Consider the following 20,474-nt stretch of genomic DNA (forward strand, 5'->3'; position numbering starts at 1 on the left):
AACGCCTGTGTGGCAAGTACAAGTAGAGACCCCATTGACGATCACGACACCGAAGGGATTTCAAGCATCCGGGATACATGTGGGTCTGAAACGAAAGCGGAAGGATTTAGGTCTGATCTGGTGTGAAGTAGGAGCAAGCGCTGCAGCTGTCTATACGACGAATCAGGTGCAAGCAGCACCAATCGCTGTGACGAAACAAGCGATTCAGGCGTCACAAGGTCGTATTCATGCCGTCCTCGTTAACAGCGGGAACGCGAATGCGTGTACAGGGGAACTAGGGTTATCCCATGCGTATATGTCGCAACAAGCGATGGCGAAAAGTTTAAATGTTGCTCCAGAACAAGTCGCGATTGCTTCAACAGGGATCATCGGTCAACCGTTAGCCATTGATACGTTACTGGCAGGTATTCCACAGCTGATGCCTACAAATGACAAGGATGCCGCGGATGATTTTGCTCATGCGATCCTGACGACCGATACTGGTACGAAAATAGCTGGTCAACAATACATGCAAGGGGATATCCAAATTTCAGTCTGTGGTGTGGCAAAAGGGTCAGGGATGATTCATCCGAACATGGCGACGATGCTTGGTTTCTTGACGACCGATGCAACGATTGAACCGGATGTCTTACAGACACTGTTGCGTCGGACGATTCATCGTACGTTCAACTGCATTACCGTAGATGGAGACAGTTCGACAAATGACATGGTCATGATTTTAGCGAGCGGAGCTGCAGGAGGAGCAACGATCGTTGAAGGCACGGACGAAGCGTTAGCATTCGAACAGGCGATCGAAACGGTCTGTCAAGATTTAGCGAAACAGATTGCGCGGGACGGGGAAGGCGCGACGAAGTTAATCGAAGTGACGGTAAAGGGAACACAAACCGATGAAGTAGCGCGGATGGTCGCTAAACAAGTCGTCGGATCGTCTCTCGTCAAAACAGCAATCTTTGGGGAAGATGCGAACTGGGGACGAATCATCGCTGCTGTCGGAAGTATCAAGGAGCCACTCGATGTATCAAACGTTGACATCAAAATTGGTTCGCAGTGGGTGCTGCAACAGAGCATGCCTGTCTTATTCGATGAAGCAGTTGCATCGCAGGAACTGGCAAAGCAGGATGTACAGATTCACATTGATTTTCATGACGGAGTAGGACAAGGACACGCTTACGGCTGTGACCTGACGTACGATTACGTCAAAATCAATGCGAGTTACCGGACATGACGAAACGAAAAGTCATCAAACTAGGTGGTAGTGTGTGGGAGCAATTGGATACGCGGTATTTCGAGGAATGGAAAGCGTGGGTCGAAACCGGTAACGAACTATTGATCGTCCATGGGGGTGGCCCACTTCTATCGAGTTACTGTGAACAAGAGGGAATCAAACCCGTGTTTCGAGATGGTGTCCGTGTGACGACGGATGGTGTGTTACTCGGGGCGCGACGGATCTTAGCAGGGGAAGTCCAATCCGGGATCGTCCAGCAATTGAATCAGGCAGGAATTCCAGCGGTCGGGATGAGCGGGTTAGACGGTGCGAGCGTCCATGGTAAAAAAGTCAAAGGACTCGGTGCAGTTGGTCAAATTACGCACATTCATCCACGATTGTTCACAGTGTTGAGTACGAATGGTTATGTGCCGGTCGTCACATCCCTTGTTACAGGGGAACAAGGTGTGTTGAACAGTAACGGGGATGCGTGTGCCATTGCTGTCGCGAAGGCTTGGTCCGTCGACCGATTTGAATTGTTGACGGATGTCGAAGGTGTAAAAGTAAACGGTGACTATCAATCAGAAATCACGTCTGCAGCCATCGAAGCTGCGATAGCGTCGGGAGAAATCTACGGGGGAATGATTCCGAAGGTCGAAGCGATGATGCAGGCCACTCAGCATGGTATTCCAGAGGTCGTCATTCGGTCTGGGAAAAATGCGTTAGCTGCTGGGACACGAATCAAGGAGGAGTTACATGAGTGCACTACTACCCACTTATCAACGTACTGATGTGGAATTGGTCAAAGGACAAGGGTCGATCGTAGAAGATGCGACAGGAAAGACGTATCTTGATTTCATCATGGGAATCGCTGTATGCAACACAGGACACCGTCATCCTTATATTCAGCAACGTCTAGAGGAACAGTTGAATCAAATTTGGCATACGTCGAATCTGTTTCAAATCGCGGCACAAGAGCGGGTCGCCGAGCGACTGACGGAAGACAGTCATCTCAGTCATGCTTTCTTTTGTAACAGTGGTGCAGAAGCAAACGAGGCGGCGTACAAACTCGTTCGAAAATGGACAGGGAAAACGGAAGTCGTCACGTTTAAACAATCTTTCCACGGGCGAACGTTTGCGATGATGGGCGCAACAGGACAGGAGAAAATCAAAGCGGGATACGGTGAGATGGTGAATGGCTTCAAACATCTGCCGTTTAACGAGATGGAGAGCCTATCAGCGATTACGGAGCAAACTGCTGCCGTATGGCTCGAAATCATTCAAGGAGAAGGTGGGGTCGTCGTTGCTGATGATGCGTGGCTAGAAGCGTTGATGAAGAAGGCGCAGCAATACGATGTCAAAATCATCGTCGATGAAGTGCAGACCGGCATTGGTCGGACGGGTTCTCGTTTTGCGTTTGAGCAGACGCCACTCGTACCGGATATCATCACCCTTGCGAAAGGACTTGGAAGTGGACTCGCGGTCGGTGCGCTACTCGCGACGGCAGAGGCAGCGGAAGTATTCACACCTGGATCGCATGGCTCGACCTTTGGTGGGAATCCACTCGCGATGACGGCAGCGGAAGCCACACTTGACCTCTTGTTAAGTGACACTGTCATGGTAGACGTTCAAGGAAAAGGCGAATTTTTGAGACAGCAATTAGAGCAAAAGCTACCTAAATCCATCATTCGCTCTGTTCGCGGACGTGGCTTGATGATTGGTATCGAGTGTGTGATGCCTGTTGCACCGCTGATTGACGCCTTACGTGAGAATGGTCTTCTCGTCGTATCGGCTGGCCCTCATGTCATTCGCTTATTGCCATCATTGTTCGTAACGGAACAGGAACTCATGCACGCCATCGAAAAAATACAACTCGTTTGTCAACAGGAGGTCATCGTATGAAACAATCCGGAAAACTAACGCTTGCGAACGGAACGACGTTTACCGGTTCGTGGCAAGGAACAGCTCCAGTCAAAGGAGAGGTCGTCTTTTTCACTGGAATGACAGGATATCAGGAAGTCTTGACGGATCCATCTTATCAAGGACAAATTCTTGTCTTCACATACCCATTGATCGGTCAATACGGTATTCAAGCGGAAGCGTCAGAAAGCAATCAGATTCAAGTCGCTGGTGTCATCGTTCAAACTTTGGCTGAGGACGGGGAAGGAACATCGCTCGCGAGTTGGTTGGGTGAAGCAAATGTGCCAATTTTGTCGGGAGTCGATACGCGTTCTCTTGTGCATCTATTACGGACGGAAGGCGATCAATTCGGTGACATGATGCAAGTAGATATGACTGTCACTGCGTCAATCGACACAGCATACATCGCTTCCGTATCAACGACTTCAAACATCGAATACGTACCGGAAGCCGACCAGGGGCACATCGTCTGTATCGATTACGGTGTGAAACAATCGATGATCGATGCTTTGCTTGAACGCCATATGCGTGTCACGGTCGTGCCATATGATACGACACCGGAACGGATTCAAGCGCTGGCTCCAGATGGTCTGCTGTTTTCTAATGGACCTGGTGATCCAACACAATTAGACCCGTTCCTTTCAGGAATCCGTGAACTGGCGACGAGCTATCCGACACTTGGTATTTGTATGGGACATCAGGTTCTCGCTCATGCCTTCGGCTGTACCTTATTAAAACAACATCACGGACACCGAGGAGCGAATCATCCTGTACGTCATCTGGCATCCGGACAAGTGTTCATGACGTCTCAAAATCATGGTTATGCCGTTGATGTAAAAAGTATCGAAGCGTCTGAAATGGAACTTGCGTACGAACACATCAATGATGGATCCGTTGAAGGATTGATTCATCCGGCTCTACCGATCATGACAGTCCAATTTCACCCAGAAGCAAGTCCAGGACCGACAGAGGCGATGGTCGTCTTCGATCAATTCGTAAATAGCGTATTACATCAGGAGGTAGCATATGTGGGATAAACAGAAAGTACTCGTCATCGGTTCGGGTCCGATCGTCATCGGGCAAGCAGCAGAATTTGATTATTCCGGCACACAAGCCTGTCAGGCGCTTCGAGAAGCGGGATGCGAGGTCATCTTAATGAATTCGAATCCGGCTACTATCATGACGGATCCGAGCACGGCAGATCATGTCTACATTGAGGCGATGACCCTTGAAAAAGCAACGGCCATCATCGAACAAGATCGACCATCCCATCTCCTAGCGACGGTCGGCGGACAAACGGCACTCAATCTTGCGATGTCACTCGAAGAAGCAGGCGTACTTGAGCAATACGGTGTCGAACTTCTAGGGACATCGCTTGAGACGATCCGAGACGGAGAAGATCGTGAACGATTCAAGCAAAAGATGATCGAACTCGCGCAACCGCTCCCGGAAAGTCAAACAATCGAGTCGTTAGCAGAACTTGAAGATTTCATGGCAGTACACGGGGTGCCACTCGTCATCCGACCAGCCTTTACGCTCGGGGGAACGGGCGGTGGAATCGCGTTGACGAAGGACGAGGCACGTCTGTTAGCGCAGAACGGCTTACAAGCGAGTCCGATTTCACAGTGTTTGGTTGAAGTGAGTATCGCTGGCTATAAAGAAGTCGAATACGAAGTCATGCGTGACAGCGCAGATACGACGATCATCGTTTGTAACATGGAAAACATCGATCCTGTCGGTGTCCATACCGGGGACTCGGTCGTCTTTGCACCGATTCAGTCGATTTCGGATCGAATGAATCAACAATTGCGGACGGAAGCGCGTAAAATCGTATCGCATCTCGGTGTCATCGGTGGATGCAACATTCAATTCGCAATCCATCCGACGGAAGAACGCTATTTCGTCATTGAAGTCAATCCGCGTGTCAGTCGTTCTTCGGCACTTGCTTCCAAGGCGACGGGATATCCGATCGCGAAATTAGCGACACGTCTTGCGCTCGGTGAGCGACTCGAGGATTGCATCAATCCTGTCACGAAGGAAACGATGGCGAGCTTCGAACCAACGATGGATTATATCACGGCAAAAGTGCCTTGTTTCCCATTTGATCTATTTACCGGCAGTAACCGGACGCTTGGAACACAAATGAAGGCGACGGGTGAGAGCATGGCGATGGGGAAGACGCTAGAAGAAGCGTTACAAAAGGCGTGGCGCGGTGCGGGAGTTGAGCAATCACCTCTTTATCCGACATGGATGAAAACAGCGGAGGCTGACGTATTGTGGAAAGAAATAAAGGCTCCGACGGACCGTCGCTTGCTTGCGATGCTCGCACTACTCGATCGCAAGGAGACGACCGTCGAAGAACTCGTTGAACAGACGAAAGTACAAGCTTTATTCGTCAAAGTACTTCAACGTCTTGTCGATCAGCAACAAAAAATCGATGTATCGAATGAAAGTTCTCTAAAGCAAACCAAAATGATGGGCTTTACGGACGAACAAATTGCGCTTCTGACGGGTGTCAGTGCTGTAGAGATCGAGCACTTACGTAAAGAAAAAGGCATCCTCCCTGTCTATCATATGATCGATACATGTGCAGGTGAGTTCAAGAGTGCGACGCCTTATTTCTACGGAAACTGGAGTGGTCAAACGGAAGTCACAGCATCGACGAAAAAGAAAGTCGCTGTCATCGGTGCGGGACCCATTCGGATCGGTCAAGGAATCGAATTTGATTATTGCTCCGTTCACGCGGTACGTGCATTGCAAGCATCCGGTTATGAAACGATCATGATCAACAATAACCCAGAAACCGTCTCGACCGACTTCGAAGTCGCAGATCGCCTGTATGTCGAGCCGTTGACACTTGAAGACGTCATGCATGTACTAGAAGCAGAGGATTGCGAAGACGTTTTAGTCCAGTTCGGAGGACAAACGGGGATTGCGCTGGCGTCTGGTTTGGAGAAAGCCGGTTATCATCTTCTCGGAACGACGGCAGATGTCATCGATCAAATGGAAGACCGTGAGCGGTTCTATCAATTTTTAGATGACATTGGTATCGATCGTATTCCGGGACAAGAAGTGGCGACGCACGAACAAATGATAGAAGTCGCAACAACGATCGGTTACCCGGTCATGATTCGTCCTTCCTATGTCATCGGAGGTAAGGGAATGCATATCATCCACGATCAAGAGCAATTAGAGACGATCGTGTCCGAATTAGCATTCCCTGTCCTCGTGGATGCCTACCTCCAAGGAAAGGAAATTGAAGTCGACTGTATTACGGACGGAACAACGACGTACGTTCCGATTTTGATGGAGCAATTGGAACGGGCAGGAGTTCACTCTGGAGATTCGACGATGATTCTGCCACCTGTATCGCTCAGCGATACCGTTCAGAGCGAAATCGAGCGAATTGCACAGATGATCGGGCAACGAATGGATTATAAAGGAGCGTACAATATCCAATTCGTCTTGCATGACGATCAAGTCTACGTGCTAGAAATCAATCCACGTGCCTCCCGCACGTTACCGATCGTCGCCAAAGTAACAGGTCAACCGATCTTGCAGTGGGCAGTCCAAGCAGCGGTCGGTCAAGCGGTCGCACTACCAACGGAACAGACGAAACTTGATTTCCATGCCGTCAAGACCCCTGTTTTTTCAACGTTGAAACTACAAGGTGTTGATCCGAAAACAGGTCCCGTCATGCGTTCGACAGGTGAAACGCTGCAATGGACGACAGACGGACTGGCGCTGGAACGTTTCATTTTCGATGAGACGACAAAACGACATTTGACGACGAGAGACATCATCGTTGCTGGAGCAGATACAGAGGCTTTCGGAACGGGTGTAGCATTAGATGAAACGATTGACTGGGCACAATGTGCGATTTTCTATTCGCACGTGACAGAAGAAAAAGCGAGTCGCGAAGCAGCGCTTGCTGCCGGGGTACAAGTTCTGACAGAACCTGAACTAGCACATTATCATCTACAAGCGACAGAAAAGTCCCCTTATGCTGTGAAGCCACTTCATACATGGACAGAGCCGATCAAGGAGGAAGTAAAATGAAGACGATGCAACAACTAAAGCATTTCTTGACGATGGCGGAACTGACGCCGGAAGCACTGACGGAGCTGTTGGCACTCGCGAAAGACATCAAGCATCAGCCGAGTGTCTACCAAAACGCATTAAGCCATAAAAAAGTGGCCTTATTGTTTGAAAAGGCATCCACGCGAACACGTCTATCGTTTGAGGTGGGTGTCGTCGAACTCGGTGGACATCCGATCGTGCTAAGTGGAGCAGACATGCAAATCGGGCGGGGGGAGCCGCTCTCAGATACGATTCAAGTCATGAGCCGTTACGTCGATACCCTGATGATTCGGACGTTCGGTCATGAGATCGTCGACACACTTGCGGCACATGGTACGATTCCAATCATCAATGGATTGACGGATCTACACCATCCGTGCCAAGTCCTTGCTGACTTGCTGACAATCGAAGAGACATTTGGAACCCGGTCTGGGAAGATTTTGACATATATCGGGGACGGAAATAACATGGCGCATTCGCTGATGATTGGTGGAGCGCTCAGTGGAATGGAAGTTCGCATCTGTGCGCCGGAGGCGTATGCTCCTGATCCACAAATCGTTCATGAGGCACAAGTCATTGCGAAGGAAACGGGTGGAAACATCATCGTCATGACGGATCCCGAGGAAGCGGCAAGTGGTGCAGACGTCGTGTATACGGATGTCTTCGCGAGTATGGGACAAGAAGAAGAAGGGACGATGCGTCTGCAAGCATTTGAAGGATATCAGGTTAATGCCAATATTATGAATCAAGCAAATGATGAAGCTATTTTCTTGCATTGCCTTCCGGCGCATCGCGGGGAGGAAGTCACGGAGGACGTCATCGATGGCAAGCAATCGGTCATCTTCGATCAAGCTGAGAATCGCCTCCACGCACAAAAAGCGTTGCTCGTCACATTACTTGGATAACCATAAAAGACTCGGTCGCCAATTTGGCGACCGAGTCTTTTGGTTGAGCGAAGTTAATCATAATGGCGTCGGGCTAATCGTTCTTCTTGTTCTTTTTTGACTTGTCGCTTATTTTTTTCATGCAGACGTTTCATAAAAGGGGTCGTTTGCCAAGAGGGAGCCCAGTCGGATTCTTTTCCGGCACGGAGGGCAAGAATATAATCATAGCTCTGATGAAGTCGTTCGATCATCTCTGTTCGGACATCACAAATGTGACCGTGTCCGGGAATCAAGAGTTTGACTTCATATTCATAAATGAACGACTCGAGTAACTCGAGCGTCGTCAAATACTCAGAGGAATCGTGTTCGATCAAGGGGATTTCAACGTCTGAAGCGTAATCGCCGCAGACTAACAAGTGAAGTGGCATGACGATGAAGGAAAGATGAGTCGCTTCATGACCGGGCGTCAAAAAGAAGATTAACTTCGTTTGTCCGATCGTTAAAATCGTCTCAGACTCATGGATGACATGTGTCACGTCTGGGAAAAGGACGGGGGAATCGATATAGAACTCATCATTAAAATCTTGGACGGCTTGGAGCGCTTCTTGTCGGTCGACATCGATGAACGGTTTAGAAGCGATGACGATGGCATCCGTAAAGGCATAGGCACCTAAAATATGATCGAAATGGGCATGCGTATAGACGACGTATAATGGTCGTTCGCGACGCACGATTTCGACGTCTCGACGAATCGTTGCAATCTCATCGGGAAGCCAGCCAGGGTCGACGACGATCAGACAATCAGGCGTCTCGATTAATGTCGAAGTCGTTTTCATGAGTGTACTTTGATAGATCGTCACGCCGGGCATTTTCATCTGAATCATACGAATCCTCCTTTACGAATCTCTATCTATATCGTTGTATACCCATAAATTCGTTGGAATCATCAGCAGAATCAATAAAAAAGACGACTCACACGTCGCGAGTCGCCTGCCCTCTAGAGGGAAATGGTCCTAGACCTATGTTATGTCATAATTGGAGCGGGTGAAGAGAATCGAACTCTCGTCATCAGCTTGGAAGGCTGAGGTTTTACCATTAAACTACACCCGCGTATCGGCTACATGAAATATAGTAGCATAGCAAAGAGGGCATTTCCATAACTTTTATGAAAAAAAGCAATTTCTTTTAAGATTCGGTGTACAATAATACTAGTTAATCGTTTCCAATGGTAATCTTGATTTGCAATATGGGTAAAGTTGGGTAGAGGAGAGAGTGTCTGGTGAATGAAGTGCGAGTTTGGAGCGAACAGTCGATGGGAAAAGGATGGAAGGCGATCTGTCACCATCAATTCGATCGTCATCGCTTATTGATAGGAGAGTGGTTCCATAACGTAGGTGTACTTGCTTTTTCCATCAATCAAGATGCGGATTTGCTACCGGATGTCCTTCCAAACACATTCGATCTGCCGCTCGTCTCGGAACGTGTGCAACGCGTCATTGCAGCATACGCGCCTTTTTCTGTACAATGTCTCAAGGTACATCTTGAGACGAAGGACGGAGTGGTTCCGTACTATCTTCTCAATCTCTTATCTGTCAGTCGGATCGAACATCTACATACGACGGATGTATTCCGTCCGGTCCCGAGACGACGCGTCTATTTTTTGACAGAGCGACGAATCAGCGATTCGATTTGTCCGCATCATCTTATGCGAGATGAGCGCACGCATCGCATGTTCGTCTCTGCTCAACTCGCTCGCCAATTTGAGCGTATGGCTGTGACGGGTATCCGCTTTGAAGAGATACAACGAATGGAGGAATTCAAATGAAACAGTACACAGTCGATCATTGGATCACGCTAGAATATCCAAAGGTATTCGAATATCAAGAAGAAGAGACATATGTCAGTTTTTATTCGACGGATGAAAATGCAATGGGTACGCTCCAATTATCCATTTATGAGTCCGATTCAGAAGAATTGACACCGTATGAGGCGGCGGAACAAGAAATCAATCTGTTGGTGGAAGAGTTCGGCATCGAACTAACAGGAGCACTTGAAGTCCGTCGTAATTCAACAAAAGAAGCGTTGCTTGCAGTAGATGGGAAAGAAGAAGATATCTTCTTACGGATCTACGCGTATTCGGACGGGGAACGGTTAGTCTTATTGACGTACTCTGCAGAACGCGAGACGCTTGAAATCGAAGAAATCGAAGCGATGATTTCTTCACTGACTTGGATTCAATGAAGGATACGATAGAAGTGCAAAAGGCAACGGATCACAAGGATCCGCTGCCTTTTTTTATATCGATCGATGTGGCTTAAGAAGAACGGGAAGATGACTGTTTAGCTGCAGGGTTGACTTGTTTATTCAACCAGCTCGCGATATCAGCAAAAACGCGGATGCGTTCGAACTCATGGAAGAGCTCATGACGCAACCCTCGATAAATCGTCAGCTGTACAGCATCGACACGGACACGATTATACATATCGAACAAATGATGAATACCCTTTCCATCGAACGCGACCGCGTCATCCCCACCAGCAAGCAATAAGAGGGGTAAGTGACGTGGATGCTGATAGACGGAAGCAAGTGCGTTGACGAGCTTCGTTGCATGCAAGAGTTCGTGGAAGAACCCAAGCGTGACCGTTTGACCGGACAATGGATCTGCATCATAGCGCATGACGGATTGAGGATCCGAAGAGAGCCAAGCATTTTTAGAAAGTGCTGGGAAGAAGCGCAAGTTATACCGTCCGAACACGAGTTGTCCAAACCGTTCAGCGGGATGTGTTGCTGACAGCTGATGGATTTGACGTTCGACGAGTTTTTGACTGACATCACCGAGTAAACCTGTACTCGTCGGGGGGCCGCTCGCGATGATTCCTGCTACCGTATGACCGAGTGTTTGACCGATCCGGCGAGCGATCAACGAACCAAAACTATGACCAAAAATGAACACCGGTAACGTCGGATAACGCTCTTTGATGTCAGAGACGAGTTCTTCTGCGTCCTGCATCAATTGTTTAAACCCTTGATTCGGCTCAAGGTGTCCAAGTGTTCCAAGCTGTGCTGCTCGGGTTCCGAAACAGCGTAAGTCTGCGATGATCGTGTGGTAATGATGCGCATAGAGGAATTCTGCGAATTCCTCATACCGTGCGCCATGCTCCATCATCCCGTGAAAGACGATCACGACTCCTTTAGGATCATGGGCTTCGAGGCTATGCAATGTCGTAGTATAGCCGTCAGAGGCTATCCAATGTGAATGATCAATCGTCATGTAACTCATCCTCTCATCAAGAAAGTCCGAATACCTGTCCGTCTTCCGAAACGCCCATGTGGAAGGCGGCGGGAACTGCGGGTAATCCTGGCATCGTTAATACATTCCCAGTCAATGCAACGATGAACCCTGCACCAACCGATGGTCGGATTTCGCGGACCGTGATCGTGAAGTCTTCGACACGACCATAACGAGCAGGGTCATCGGTTAAAGAAAATGGTGTTTTTGCCATACAAATCGGTAACTCATTCAAACCCATCTCCGTACACCGTTCGAGTTCGCGGAGTGCTTTGTCTTCAAAATGAACGTCGGCTGCACCGTAGACACGCTTTGCGATACGCTCGATTTTTTGACGAAGCGGTAAGACGTCAGGATACAGAGGGCGGAACTGGCTCGGTTCCTCAAGAGCTTGCATGACTTCCGTGACGAGTGCTTCGCCGCCAGCCCCCCCTTTACTGAAGACTTCACTTTCTGCGACACGAATATTACGATCCTGACACCATTCTAGGATCATGTTCCGTTCTGCTTCCGTGTCGGTGAAGAAACGGTTCAAGGCAACGACGGCAGGAACGCCGAACAGACTCATCGTCTCGACATGTTTTTCAAGTAACGCAAGACCATCTGTTAAGGCAGCTAGATTTTCTTCGCTGAGTTGCGTTTTGTCTACACCTCCGTGCATCTTCAAGGCACGAACCGTAGCGACGATGACGACGGCATCCGGGTGGAGTCCACCAATACGTGATTTGATGTTGAAGAACTTTTCGGCACCTAAATCGGCTCCGAATCCTGCTTCTGTGACAACATAATCACTTAGCTTCAGTGCGGTTTGTGTTGCAATCAAAGAGTTACAACCATGTGCGATGTTCGCGAATGGTCCACCGTGAATCAATGCTGGTGTTCCTTCGACAGTTTGAACGAGGTTCGGACGAAAGGCATCTTTTAGAAGCAACGTCGCAGCTCCTGATGCCTGAATGTCTTTGACCGTAACCGGCTGTTGATCGTACGTATAGGCGACGACGATACGGCTCAAGCGTCGTTCGAGATCCGTGATCGAGTCTGCTAGACAGAGGACCGCCATGATCTCGGAAGCGACCGTGATATCGAAGCCATCTTGACGCGGTACGCCGTGCGCAGGACCACCGAGACCAATCGTGACTTGGCGCAAGGCACGGTCATTCAAATCAAGAACGCGTTTCCAGACGATACGACGCGGATCGATGCCAAGGATGTTCCCTTGATGCAGGTGATTGTCGAGCAAGGCACTGATTGTATTATGAGCAGATGTGATCGCATGCATATCGCCTGTGAAATGCAAATTGATCTCTTCCATCGGTAGGACTTGGCTATAGCCACCACCACACGCGCCACCTTTTAAGCCCATCGTCGGACCGAGTGAGGGTTCCCGTAAACAAATCATCGTCTTATATTTTGCCCGATGCAATGCCTGTCCGAGTCCTACAGTGACGGTTGATTTTCCTTCACCGGCAGCTGTCGGATTGATGGCAGTGACAAGAATCAGTTTACCGTCAGATTTCGTTGACAATCGGTTCAACAGTCCGTCTGTCAACTTCGCTTTATACTTTCCGTACGTATCAAAATCCTCTTCTTGCAAACCAATCCGGTCCGCAATTTCTCGAATCGGGCGTAAGACGGTTTGTTGTGCGATTTCTAAGTCCGAACGAATGGTCTTTTCCATGATATCGACTCCCTCTTTGATTGGATCTCTCTTTTTTCTAATAGTAGCCTATCTAGTGCGAACGCGCCAAAGGAAAACGTTCAATATTTTCCACCCAATGGGTCAAATGGCGACGTGTTCAAGTGTTAGAGAAAGACGTACTGTAGAGTGGAGGAGGGATGAAACAATGACATCTGGACAAAAGAAGTGGAAACGCGGTCTTGATTTTTGGCTCTTCGTCGGACCGGTCTTTCTTGTATTCGCAGTGATCGTGCTTGTACCGTTTTTCAATGGCGTCATGTATTCGTTCACAGATTGGAACGGTGTGACCGGAGAATTAAATTGGATCGGCTTTGATAACTATGTCCGTCTCTTTACGAGTGACGAGCAGTTCCAGCAGTCATTTTGGTTGACGACGAAATATACGGTCGTCGCCGTCATCTTAACGAATGTCGTCGGTTTCATCTTGGCGTTCTTATTAACACAAAATATTCGCACACGTAATTTCTTACGAACGATTTTCTTCATGCCGAACTTGATTGGTGGGTTGATCCTCGGGTTTGTTTGGCAGTTCATCTATGTCAAAGGCTTCGCATCGATTGGTGAATTGACAGGGTGGAGTATATTTGAACTTCCATGGTTAGGAGATGCCCGGACAGGATTCTGGGGTATCGTCATCGTTTCGATTTGGCAAGGTGGCGGTTACATCATGGTCATCTATATCGCAGCTCTACAAAACGTGCCACAAGAGCTGATTGAAGCAGCAAAAATCGATGGTGCCAATCGTCTCTCGACGTTACGGAACATTACGTTGCCACTGATCATGCCGTCGGTCACGATCTGTTTGTTCTTGACGATTTCATGGTCCTTCAAGTTATTCGATACGAACTTATCCCTAACGAATGGTGGACCATTCAAATCGACCGAAATGCTTGCTTTAAACATTTATAAAGAATCGTTTACGAACAATAATCTTGGACTCGGGTCAGCGAAAGCGATCATCTTCTTCGTTGTTGTCGCCGCGATTACAGTCACTCAAGTCTATCTGACGAAAAAACGGGAGGTGGAAGCATGAGTACGGCACAACCGTTACCCACTCCGCAAGAGGAGAAACCGAAGCGCTCTAAAAAGACGAGAGGTCGTTATTCATTCCGTCTTGGAACAGTCGAACTGGCAGCCTTATTGATGGGGCTTCTGTATATGATTCCGTTTTATTACGTCGTCTCGAATTCATTCAAGACGCAGGGAGATATCTTTACGAATACATCTGGCCTACCAAAGGAATGGATGACGTCCAACTATTCAGAAGCATGGGAAGCCATGAACTTCGGAAAAGTCTTTTTAAACTCCGTCATCATTACAGTCGGCGCTAACGCGGTCATCATCATCTTTTGTTCGATGGCAGCTTGGAAACTCGTCCGGACGAAAACACGCTTGTCGACGATCATCTTTTTCTTATTCGTTGCCGCGATGATCATTCCATTCCAGTCGATCATGATTCCCTTATCGAAACTGTCTGGTGATCTCGGATTGCAGAACAGTTATTGGGGATTGATTCTGATGTATCTTGGTTTTGGATCTGGATTATCAATCTTCTTATACCATGGATTCATGAAGTCGATTCCTGAAGAAATCGAGGAGGCAGCCATCATTGATGGTTGTTCACAATGGGGTGTATTCTGGCGTATCGTGTTCCCATTACTCAAACCGATCACGGTCACGATCATCATCTTGAACACGCTTTGGATTTGGAATGATTTCCTACTGCCATCGCTGATGTTACGAGACGTCGATTTACGAACGATTCCACTCGCGACGTTCTATTTCTTCGGTCAGTATACGAAGCAGTGGGACTTAGCACTTGCCGGACTCGTCCTCGGGATCATTCCGTTATTGTTGTTCTTCTTTGCCTTGCAAAAACAGATCATTCAAGGAATTACGAGTGGGTCGATCAAATAATTTTTGTAAGCGCGTTCTTGCTTCTGCGAGAACGCTTTTTTCATGTTTTACACGTCAGATTAATCTGACAACTTTTATTTTTTTTGAAAAAAAGTCTTTTCAAACACTTGCGACCTGTTGTACGATGTTCTCAATTCAATTGTAACAACGACGTTGAAGGGAAGAGTAACACCTTGTACGACCGTATAGCGAGCTGGGGATGGTGAGAGCCCAGTCGGAAGCAAGATGCGAAGAACCTCCCGGAGTCGCTACCCGAACCCGAATGTAAGTAGGCGTAGCCGGAGTTGCCTGTCCGTTATCATATGGCCGAAGATGAAGTGATTCGTCTTTTGAGTGAGCAACATCGTTGCTAACATGGGTGGTACCGCGGAACCGAGTCTTTCGTCCCATATTCTTGGGAAAGAAGGGCTCTTTTTTATGGCTTCTTTTTCAAAACACAATTGAGGAGGAACACCACCATGACAACACTCGTATCGATGAAACACACACAGGAAGCTATCACACTCGTAAAGAAACGCTTTGAAGAACGCTTTTCGACGACACTCGGATTGACACGTGTCGAAGCACCATTGTTCGTAGAAAGCACACTCGGTGTCAACGATCATCTCAACGGCGTAGAGCGGATCATTCGCTTCGATGCCTTGGATCACACAGCAGATCTTGAAATCGTACAATCTCTTGCGAAATGGAAGCGTCAAGCGCTTCATACGTACGGATTTGAAGCGGGAGAAGGATTATACACGTTGATGCATGCGATTCGTCGCGATGAGATGCTGGATGCGACACACTCCATTCACGTCGATCAGTGGGATTGGGAACGGATCATTACGAAAGAACAACGGACGAGTGCTTATTTACAAGAAACGGTACAAGCGATCTATGCAACGATTCGCCAAGTCGAACAAGAAGTGGAAGCGGAGTATGGTATTTCGGCAATCTTACCGGAAACGATTCATTTCATGACGACACAAGAGCTAGAGGATGCGTATCCGACTCTTTCAACGAAAGAACGTGAAACGGAAGTCACGAAAGCATATGGCGCCGTTTTCCTCATGCAAATCGGTGGCGCACTGGCTTCAGGCGAGAAGCACGATGGTCGAGCGGCTGACTACGATGACTGGACACTCAACGGTGACATTTTAGTACACCACCCAGAAATCGGAGCATTCGAATTGTCTTCAATGGGAATTCGCGTTGATCGTGAAGCACTTTTAAAACAGACGGCGATTGCTCAAGAAGAGGATAAATTGGCGTTCCCGTTCCATCAAGGTGTGCTCGAAGAGCGTCTACCGTTAACGATGGGTGGAGGGATCGGTCAATCCCGTATGGCGATGTTCTTATTGAAAAAACGTCACATCGGTGAAGTCCAAGCTTCTGTCTGGTCAGAAGAGACGCGTAAAAGTCTTCAAGCGGAAGGCGTCCACTTGCTCTGACATATATATAGTAAGAAAGCGTCAAAACAGGATGTTTTATAAAGTAAAGGGCATGCTTCGATTCAGAAGCGTGTTCTTTTTTTTAGGTTCGTAAGACCTCAGGCGGAGGAAAGACGTGTCGATTCCTGATAGAATGGGGATAACAATAAATAAGAAAGAGGTGAAGACATGTCTTCTTTATTGATCGTAGGATTACTCATCCCTGTATTATTCCTCGTATTCCTTTGGTTCAACATTAAAGGATTACGGACGATGTGGCGAGATTATAAACAGACAGGCTCAATCGTTGCACTCGGTTTCTTCATTGTCGGGATTATCGGAATCTTCACAGGCGTCTGGACGACGTTAGTCGTCATCATTTATTATCTCCTCCGTCCAGCGAGAGGATGAACGGAGGGTTACTCGTATGTTGGAATGGTTGTTTTCAGCCGGAGAATCCAATCTCTGGCTGTTTTTAGGAATTATGATCGTTGGTCTTGGAACAGAATTGATTCCGGCAGAAGTGGGCTTACCGTTGCTCGGTCTATATGTGTCGAACGGAACGGTCAGCTGGACAGCTGCTGTTCTGGTCGGTTTTTTAGGAAGTCTGATGGGCGCGACGGTCTTTTATCTTCTAGGTCGTTATGCAGGTCGTCCGATACTTATCCGGTACGGCAAATGGTTACTGATTAAAGAAAAAGAAATTGAGCAAGGGGAGCGCATCGTCGGGAAATACGGAACATGGTCTGCTTTGTTCGGCCGCTTTTTCCCCGTCGTGCGCTCGGTCGTCTCGATTCCATGTGGTTTGTTTGGTCTTTCGTTCAAACGCTATTTACTCGCTTCAAGTATTGGACTTTTTCCGGTTTCCTTCTTTTACATCTGGGTCGGTGAACGATTCGGAGTAGAACGTGCCGAATCCATGCTAAAAGGATTAGAGCAGGAGTTATGGTGGATCTTAGGTGGAATCGTCGTGATTCTTGGTGGATACGTTCTCTACCGTCGTGCTAAAGCGAAGCGTAAAGAACAGAAGCAAGACACACAAACGAAACAACAAGATTCATGAATATGTAAAAAAACAACGCAGTGGATCTTCAGGATCCACTGCGTTGTTTCATGAACAGATCAAGCGGGAGGAAACAGGAATCGCTTCAGTGTCTTGATCCGATGTTTTGGGGTAAGGAGTAGTAACTGATCATTGCCTTCTAGGGCAGTGTCCCCACGTGGTGTAATGATTTGATCATCACGGATGATGGCTGTGATCAAAAATTCCTGAGGCAAATCAATCTCTGAGATCGTCGTTCCAATGAATGGATGGGACATCGGTAACGTCAATTCAATGATTTCCGCATTCGGTTTACCGATTGACATGAATTCAATGACGGTATGGATAGCAGAAGTCTGTGTTTCGTTCAGTCGTAACCGCTCGGAAAGGAACGTCAACATACTTCCTTGAATTAGCGTTGATAATAAGACTGTGAAAAACACGATATTGAAGATCATCGATGCATTCTCGATATCCGCAACGAGAGGATATGTCGCGAGAATGATCGGTACCGCTCCTTTTAGACCAGCAAAAGAAATGAAGACCTTCTCTTGCCACGAATAACGAAACGGAAGAAGACTCACCCAGACTGACAAAGGACGAGCGATGAAAATTAAGATCAGCGCCAACGCAATGGAAGACAGGATGACCTGGACATCGAGCAATTGTTTCGGAAAGACGAGCAGACCGAGCACGATGAACATTCCGATTTGGGCAAGATGCGCCATACTCATCGTAAAACGAACGAGTGTCTGTCGGTAGACGAGTTCATGATTACTGATGTAGATCGCTGTGACATAAACGGCTAAAAATCCACTGGCATGGAACGTATCAGCTAAACCGAAAGACAGGAAAGCAAACGACATGAGCATGATCGGATAAAAGCTAGAAGAGGACAAATCGATCCGATTGATCAAGGTCGAAGCTGCCCATCCGATGAACAAACCAATCAGAAGTCCCATCGCCATTTCCCAAACGAGTGATCCAAGTCCCGATAAGAGCGATGCTTCTTCAGGGTTTGTCACGAACTCAAGGAACAAGACAGTCAAAAAGACGGCCATCGGGTCATTCGTACCGGATTCAACTTCGAGTGTTGATCCGACTTTCCGTCGAATCGGCTGACCACTCAAGACAGAAAAGATAGCAGCGGCATCCGTCGAACCAACGATTGCCCCGAGTAAAAAAGCATTCGCCCAACTAAAGCCCAGAATATAATGGGAAGCAACGGCAACGATGGATGTAGCGATGAAGACCCCGAACGTCGCAAGCGAGAGGGAAGGGGCTAATTCATGACGCACTTCCTTCCAAACTGTTTGCAGACCACCCTCGAATAAGATGATGATGAGGGCGACGGTTCCAAGAAGCTGAGCCAGTTCTGCATCGTCAAAACGAATGAACCCCGTAATGTCGCTTCCAGCAATCATACCAAGGGCGATAAAAATCAGTAGAGCAGGAATATTCAGACGACTTGATAACTTCGTCGTCCAGACGGCGGCAAACAGCAATATACCAATCAATAAAATCGTGAGTTGCAAGGACATGGCATCAAACTCCTATTCCTAAAAGAATCTCTAGTTTCATGATACAACAATTCCGATGAAAAGACTCGGATAACGATTGTTCAATATTTTCCACCACACCGGACAACTTTCTCTCTCTTCATTGCAAGCGTTTTCATTTATTGTGAAGATGTAGCACGAAATGAAACGAAATCAGGGAGGGAATCCGAATGCGTAAAAGAAGATGGGCAGCATTACCTGTCGTCACGACGGCGATGGTCGTCGCTTTGGCAGCATGTGGTGGCGGTACATTGAATAGCGATGACTCGAAAGATAGTGGTTCAAAAGACGGTAAGACGCTCAACGTATTCCAATTCAAGGCTGAAATCGCAAAAGACATGGAAAAGATGGCAAAAGCGTATGAAAAGGAAACCGGAACGAAAGTCGTTGTGCAAACAGTCGGTGGTGGATCGGACTATGGCGCGGCTCTGAAATCACAGTTCGCTTCAGGTAATGAACCAGATGTCTTTAACAACGGTGGCTTTACGGAAGCAAAGACATGGCAGGATAAGTTAGAAGATTTGTCAGATGAAAAGTGGGTCGGTGATCTAACGGAGCTATCAAAAGAGCCTATGACGATTGATGGTAAATTGTATGGTATGCCAATGAACCTTGAGGGGTATGGCTTTATCTACAATAAAGATATCTTCAAAAAAGCCGGTATCACGGAACTTCCGAAAACATTAACTGAATTGACGGAAGCTTCAAAGAAGCTGAAGGCTGACGGAGTGACGCCATTCTCGATTGGGTACGGGGAGTGGTGGATTCTCGGTAATCACCTGTTGAACATTCCGGTCGCACAGCAGGATGATCCAGATCAGTTCATCGCAGACTTGAATTCTGGAAAAGGAAAGTTCGAAGATAACAAACAGTTCAAGGATTTCATGAATCTATTTGATTTAACGATTGAGTACGGTAATAAAAATCCGTTAACGACGGATTACAACACACAAGTCTCTCAATTTGCTGAAGGTAAGACAGCGATGCTTCAACAAGGGAACTGGGCACAACAATTGATTACGGACGTCAATCCGGACATCAACATGGGCTTCATCCCGATGCCGATCAATGATGATAAAGAAAAAATGGACCGTCTTCCTGTTGGCGTACCAAACAACTGGGTCGTCAATAAGAACTCGAAGAACAAAGCAGAAGCGAAAAAATTCCTCGAGTGGATGGCGACGTCTGACACAGGAAAAGACTACATGGTCAATAAATTTAAATTCATCCCTGCCTTCAAATCAATCGAAGCGAAGGATCTAGGACCGCTTGCAGATGATATTCAAGCGTACTCGAAAGACGGAAAAACGATCTCATGGAACTGGTTCAAGTATCCGGATGGTGCTGTAAACGAGTTCGGAGCGATCATGCAAGCATATGTTGGTAAGCAAAAAACAGCTGACGAGATGCTGCAGGACTTCACGAAAACATGGGATAAAATGAAAAAATAAGAAGTGATTCAAAAAAA

18 protein-coding genes, 1 tRNA gene and 1 other annotated feature are annotated in these 20,474 nt (G+C 47.6%); of the genes, 14 read left to right on the plus strand and 5 right to left on the minus strand.

The window, feature by feature from the left end; genetic code table 11:
• Positions 1-7: 7 nt before the first annotated feature.
• The 6 genes from argJ to argF are packed head-to-tail and all read left to right on the plus strand — an operon-like array spanning position 8 to position 8,109.
• Positions 8-1,225 (plus strand): bifunctional glutamate N-acetyltransferase/amino-acid acetyltransferase ArgJ, encoded by a 1,218-nt coding sequence (gene argJ / locus KNQ15_RS06865; RefSeq protein ID WP_214728492.1) that lies wholly within the window; start codon positions 8-10, stop codon positions 1,223-1,225.
• A complete protein-coding gene (gene argB, locus KNQ15_RS06870; RefSeq protein WP_214728494.1) occupies positions 1,222-1,995 on the plus strand; it encodes an acetylglutamate kinase in 774 nt (257 codons plus the stop codon). Before argJ ends, argB begins: the two co-directional genes overlap by 4 nt.
• Positions 1,961-3,106: an acetylornithine transaminase gene (locus KNQ15_RS06875; protein WP_214728496.1), complete on the plus strand. Its 1,146-nt coding sequence runs from the start codon at positions 1,961-1,963 to the stop codon at positions 3,104-3,106. The genes argB and KNQ15_RS06875 overlap by 35 nt, the downstream gene beginning before the upstream one ends.
• Positions 3,103-4,161: a carbamoyl phosphate synthase small subunit gene (locus KNQ15_RS06880; RefSeq protein WP_214728498.1), complete on the plus strand. Its 1,059-nt coding sequence runs from the start codon at positions 3,103-3,105 to the stop codon at positions 4,159-4,161. The genes KNQ15_RS06875 and KNQ15_RS06880 overlap by 4 nt, the downstream gene beginning before the upstream one ends.
• A complete protein-coding gene (gene carB, locus KNQ15_RS06885) occupies positions 4,151-7,183 on the plus strand; it encodes a carbamoyl-phosphate synthase (glutamine-hydrolyzing) large subunit (protein ID WP_214728500.1) in 3,033 nt (1,010 codons plus the stop codon). The genes KNQ15_RS06880 and carB overlap by 11 nt, the downstream gene beginning before the upstream one ends.
• The gene (argF, locus tag KNQ15_RS06890) at positions 7,180-8,109 is read left to right on the plus strand and encodes an ornithine carbamoyltransferase (RefSeq protein ID WP_214728502.1); all 930 of its coding nucleotides are present in this window, start codon (positions 7,180-7,182) and stop codon (positions 8,107-8,109) included. The genes carB and argF overlap by 4 nt, the downstream gene beginning before the upstream one ends.
• A 53-nt stretch (positions 8,110-8,162) precedes the next feature.
• Here argF and KNQ15_RS06895 read toward each other — a convergent pair whose 3' ends face one another.
• Positions 8,163-8,972 carry an MBL fold metallo-hydrolase gene (locus KNQ15_RS06895; RefSeq protein ID WP_058712863.1) on the minus strand — a complete coding sequence of 270 codons (810 nt, stop codon included), beginning with the start codon at positions 8,970-8,972 and terminating at the stop codon, positions 8,163-8,165.
• Positions 8,973-9,124: 152 nt separating this feature from the next.
• A tRNA-Gly gene (locus KNQ15_RS06900) sits at positions 9,125-9,198 on the minus strand.
• Positions 9,199-9,367: 169 nt separating this feature from the next.
• Here KNQ15_RS06900 and KNQ15_RS06905 point away from each other — a divergent pair.
• Entirely contained in the window at positions 9,368-9,913 is a 546-nt protein-coding gene (locus tag KNQ15_RS06905; RefSeq protein WP_244290094.1) for an imm11 family protein, read from the plus strand.
• Positions 9,910-10,329 carry a hypothetical protein gene (locus KNQ15_RS06910; protein WP_023467229.1) on the plus strand — a complete coding sequence of 140 codons (420 nt, stop codon included), beginning with the start codon at positions 9,910-9,912 and terminating at the stop codon, positions 10,327-10,329. Before KNQ15_RS06905 ends, KNQ15_RS06910 begins: the two co-directional genes overlap by 4 nt.
• 73 nt (positions 10,330-10,402) lie before the next feature.
• Here KNQ15_RS06910 and KNQ15_RS06915 read toward each other — a convergent pair whose 3' ends face one another.
• Both KNQ15_RS06915 and KNQ15_RS06920 read right to left on the minus strand, forming a co-directional pair.
• Positions 10,403-11,359, minus strand: a complete 957-nt coding sequence (locus tag KNQ15_RS06915) for an alpha/beta fold hydrolase (protein ID WP_082202576.1) — start codon at positions 11,357-11,359, stop codon at positions 10,403-10,405.
• Positions 11,360-11,375: 16 nt separating this feature from the next.
• A complete protein-coding gene (locus KNQ15_RS06920; RefSeq protein ID WP_214728504.1) occupies positions 11,376-13,055 on the minus strand; it encodes a formate--tetrahydrofolate ligase in 1,680 nt (559 codons plus the stop codon).
• 166 nt (positions 13,056-13,221) lie between these two features.
• Between KNQ15_RS06920 and KNQ15_RS06925 the strand changes: the two genes are divergently transcribed.
• The 5 genes from KNQ15_RS06925 to KNQ15_RS06945 all read left to right on the plus strand — a co-directional run bounded on the left by KNQ15_RS06925 (position 13,222) and on the right by KNQ15_RS06945 (position 17,468).
• Complete coding sequence (locus KNQ15_RS06925; RefSeq protein WP_023467232.1) at positions 13,222-14,109, plus strand: carbohydrate ABC transporter permease; 888 nt, start codon at positions 13,222-13,224, stop codon at positions 14,107-14,109.
• Positions 14,106-14,993 carry a carbohydrate ABC transporter permease gene (locus tag KNQ15_RS06930; RefSeq protein WP_058703664.1) on the plus strand — a complete coding sequence of 296 codons (888 nt, stop codon included), beginning with the start codon at positions 14,106-14,108 and terminating at the stop codon, positions 14,991-14,993. The genes KNQ15_RS06925 and KNQ15_RS06930 overlap by 4 nt, the downstream gene beginning before the upstream one ends.
• Positions 14,994-15,137: 144 nt before the next feature.
• Positions 15,138-15,385, plus strand: a binding site (T-box leader).
• Between the two features lie 66 nt (positions 15,386-15,451).
• Positions 15,452-16,426 (plus strand): aspartate--ammonia ligase, encoded by a 975-nt coding sequence (gene asnA / locus KNQ15_RS06935; protein WP_029340849.1) that lies wholly within the window; start codon positions 15,452-15,454, stop codon positions 16,424-16,426.
• Positions 16,427-16,594: 168 nt separating this feature from the next.
• Positions 16,595-16,816, plus strand: a complete 222-nt coding sequence (locus tag KNQ15_RS06940) for a hypothetical protein (protein WP_058703665.1) — start codon at positions 16,595-16,597, stop codon at positions 16,814-16,816.
• A 16-nt stretch (positions 16,817-16,832) separates the two neighbouring features.
• Positions 16,833-17,468, plus strand: coding sequence for a DedA family protein (locus KNQ15_RS06945; protein WP_149426856.1), 636 nt, complete (start codon positions 16,833-16,835; stop codon positions 17,466-17,468).
• A gap of 59 nt (positions 17,469-17,527) precedes the next feature.
• Here KNQ15_RS06945 and KNQ15_RS06950 read toward each other — a convergent pair whose 3' ends face one another.
• Complete coding sequence (locus tag KNQ15_RS06950; RefSeq protein WP_023467237.1) at positions 17,528-18,988, minus strand: potassium/proton antiporter; 1,461 nt, start codon at positions 18,986-18,988, stop codon at positions 17,528-17,530.
• Positions 18,989-19,176: 188 nt separating this feature from the next.
• Between KNQ15_RS06950 and KNQ15_RS06955 the strand changes: the two genes are divergently transcribed.
• Positions 19,177-20,457, plus strand: coding sequence for an ABC transporter substrate-binding protein (locus KNQ15_RS06955; protein ID WP_058703668.1), 1,281 nt, complete (start codon positions 19,177-19,179; stop codon positions 20,455-20,457).
• Positions 20,458-20,474: the final 17 nt, after the last annotated feature.

The sequence above is a fragment of the Exiguobacterium sp. s168 genome, from assembly GCF_018619035.1.
In the GTDB taxonomy this organism is placed as follows: Bacteria; Bacillota; Bacilli; order Exiguobacteriales; family Exiguobacteriaceae; genus Exiguobacterium_A; species Exiguobacterium_A acetylicum.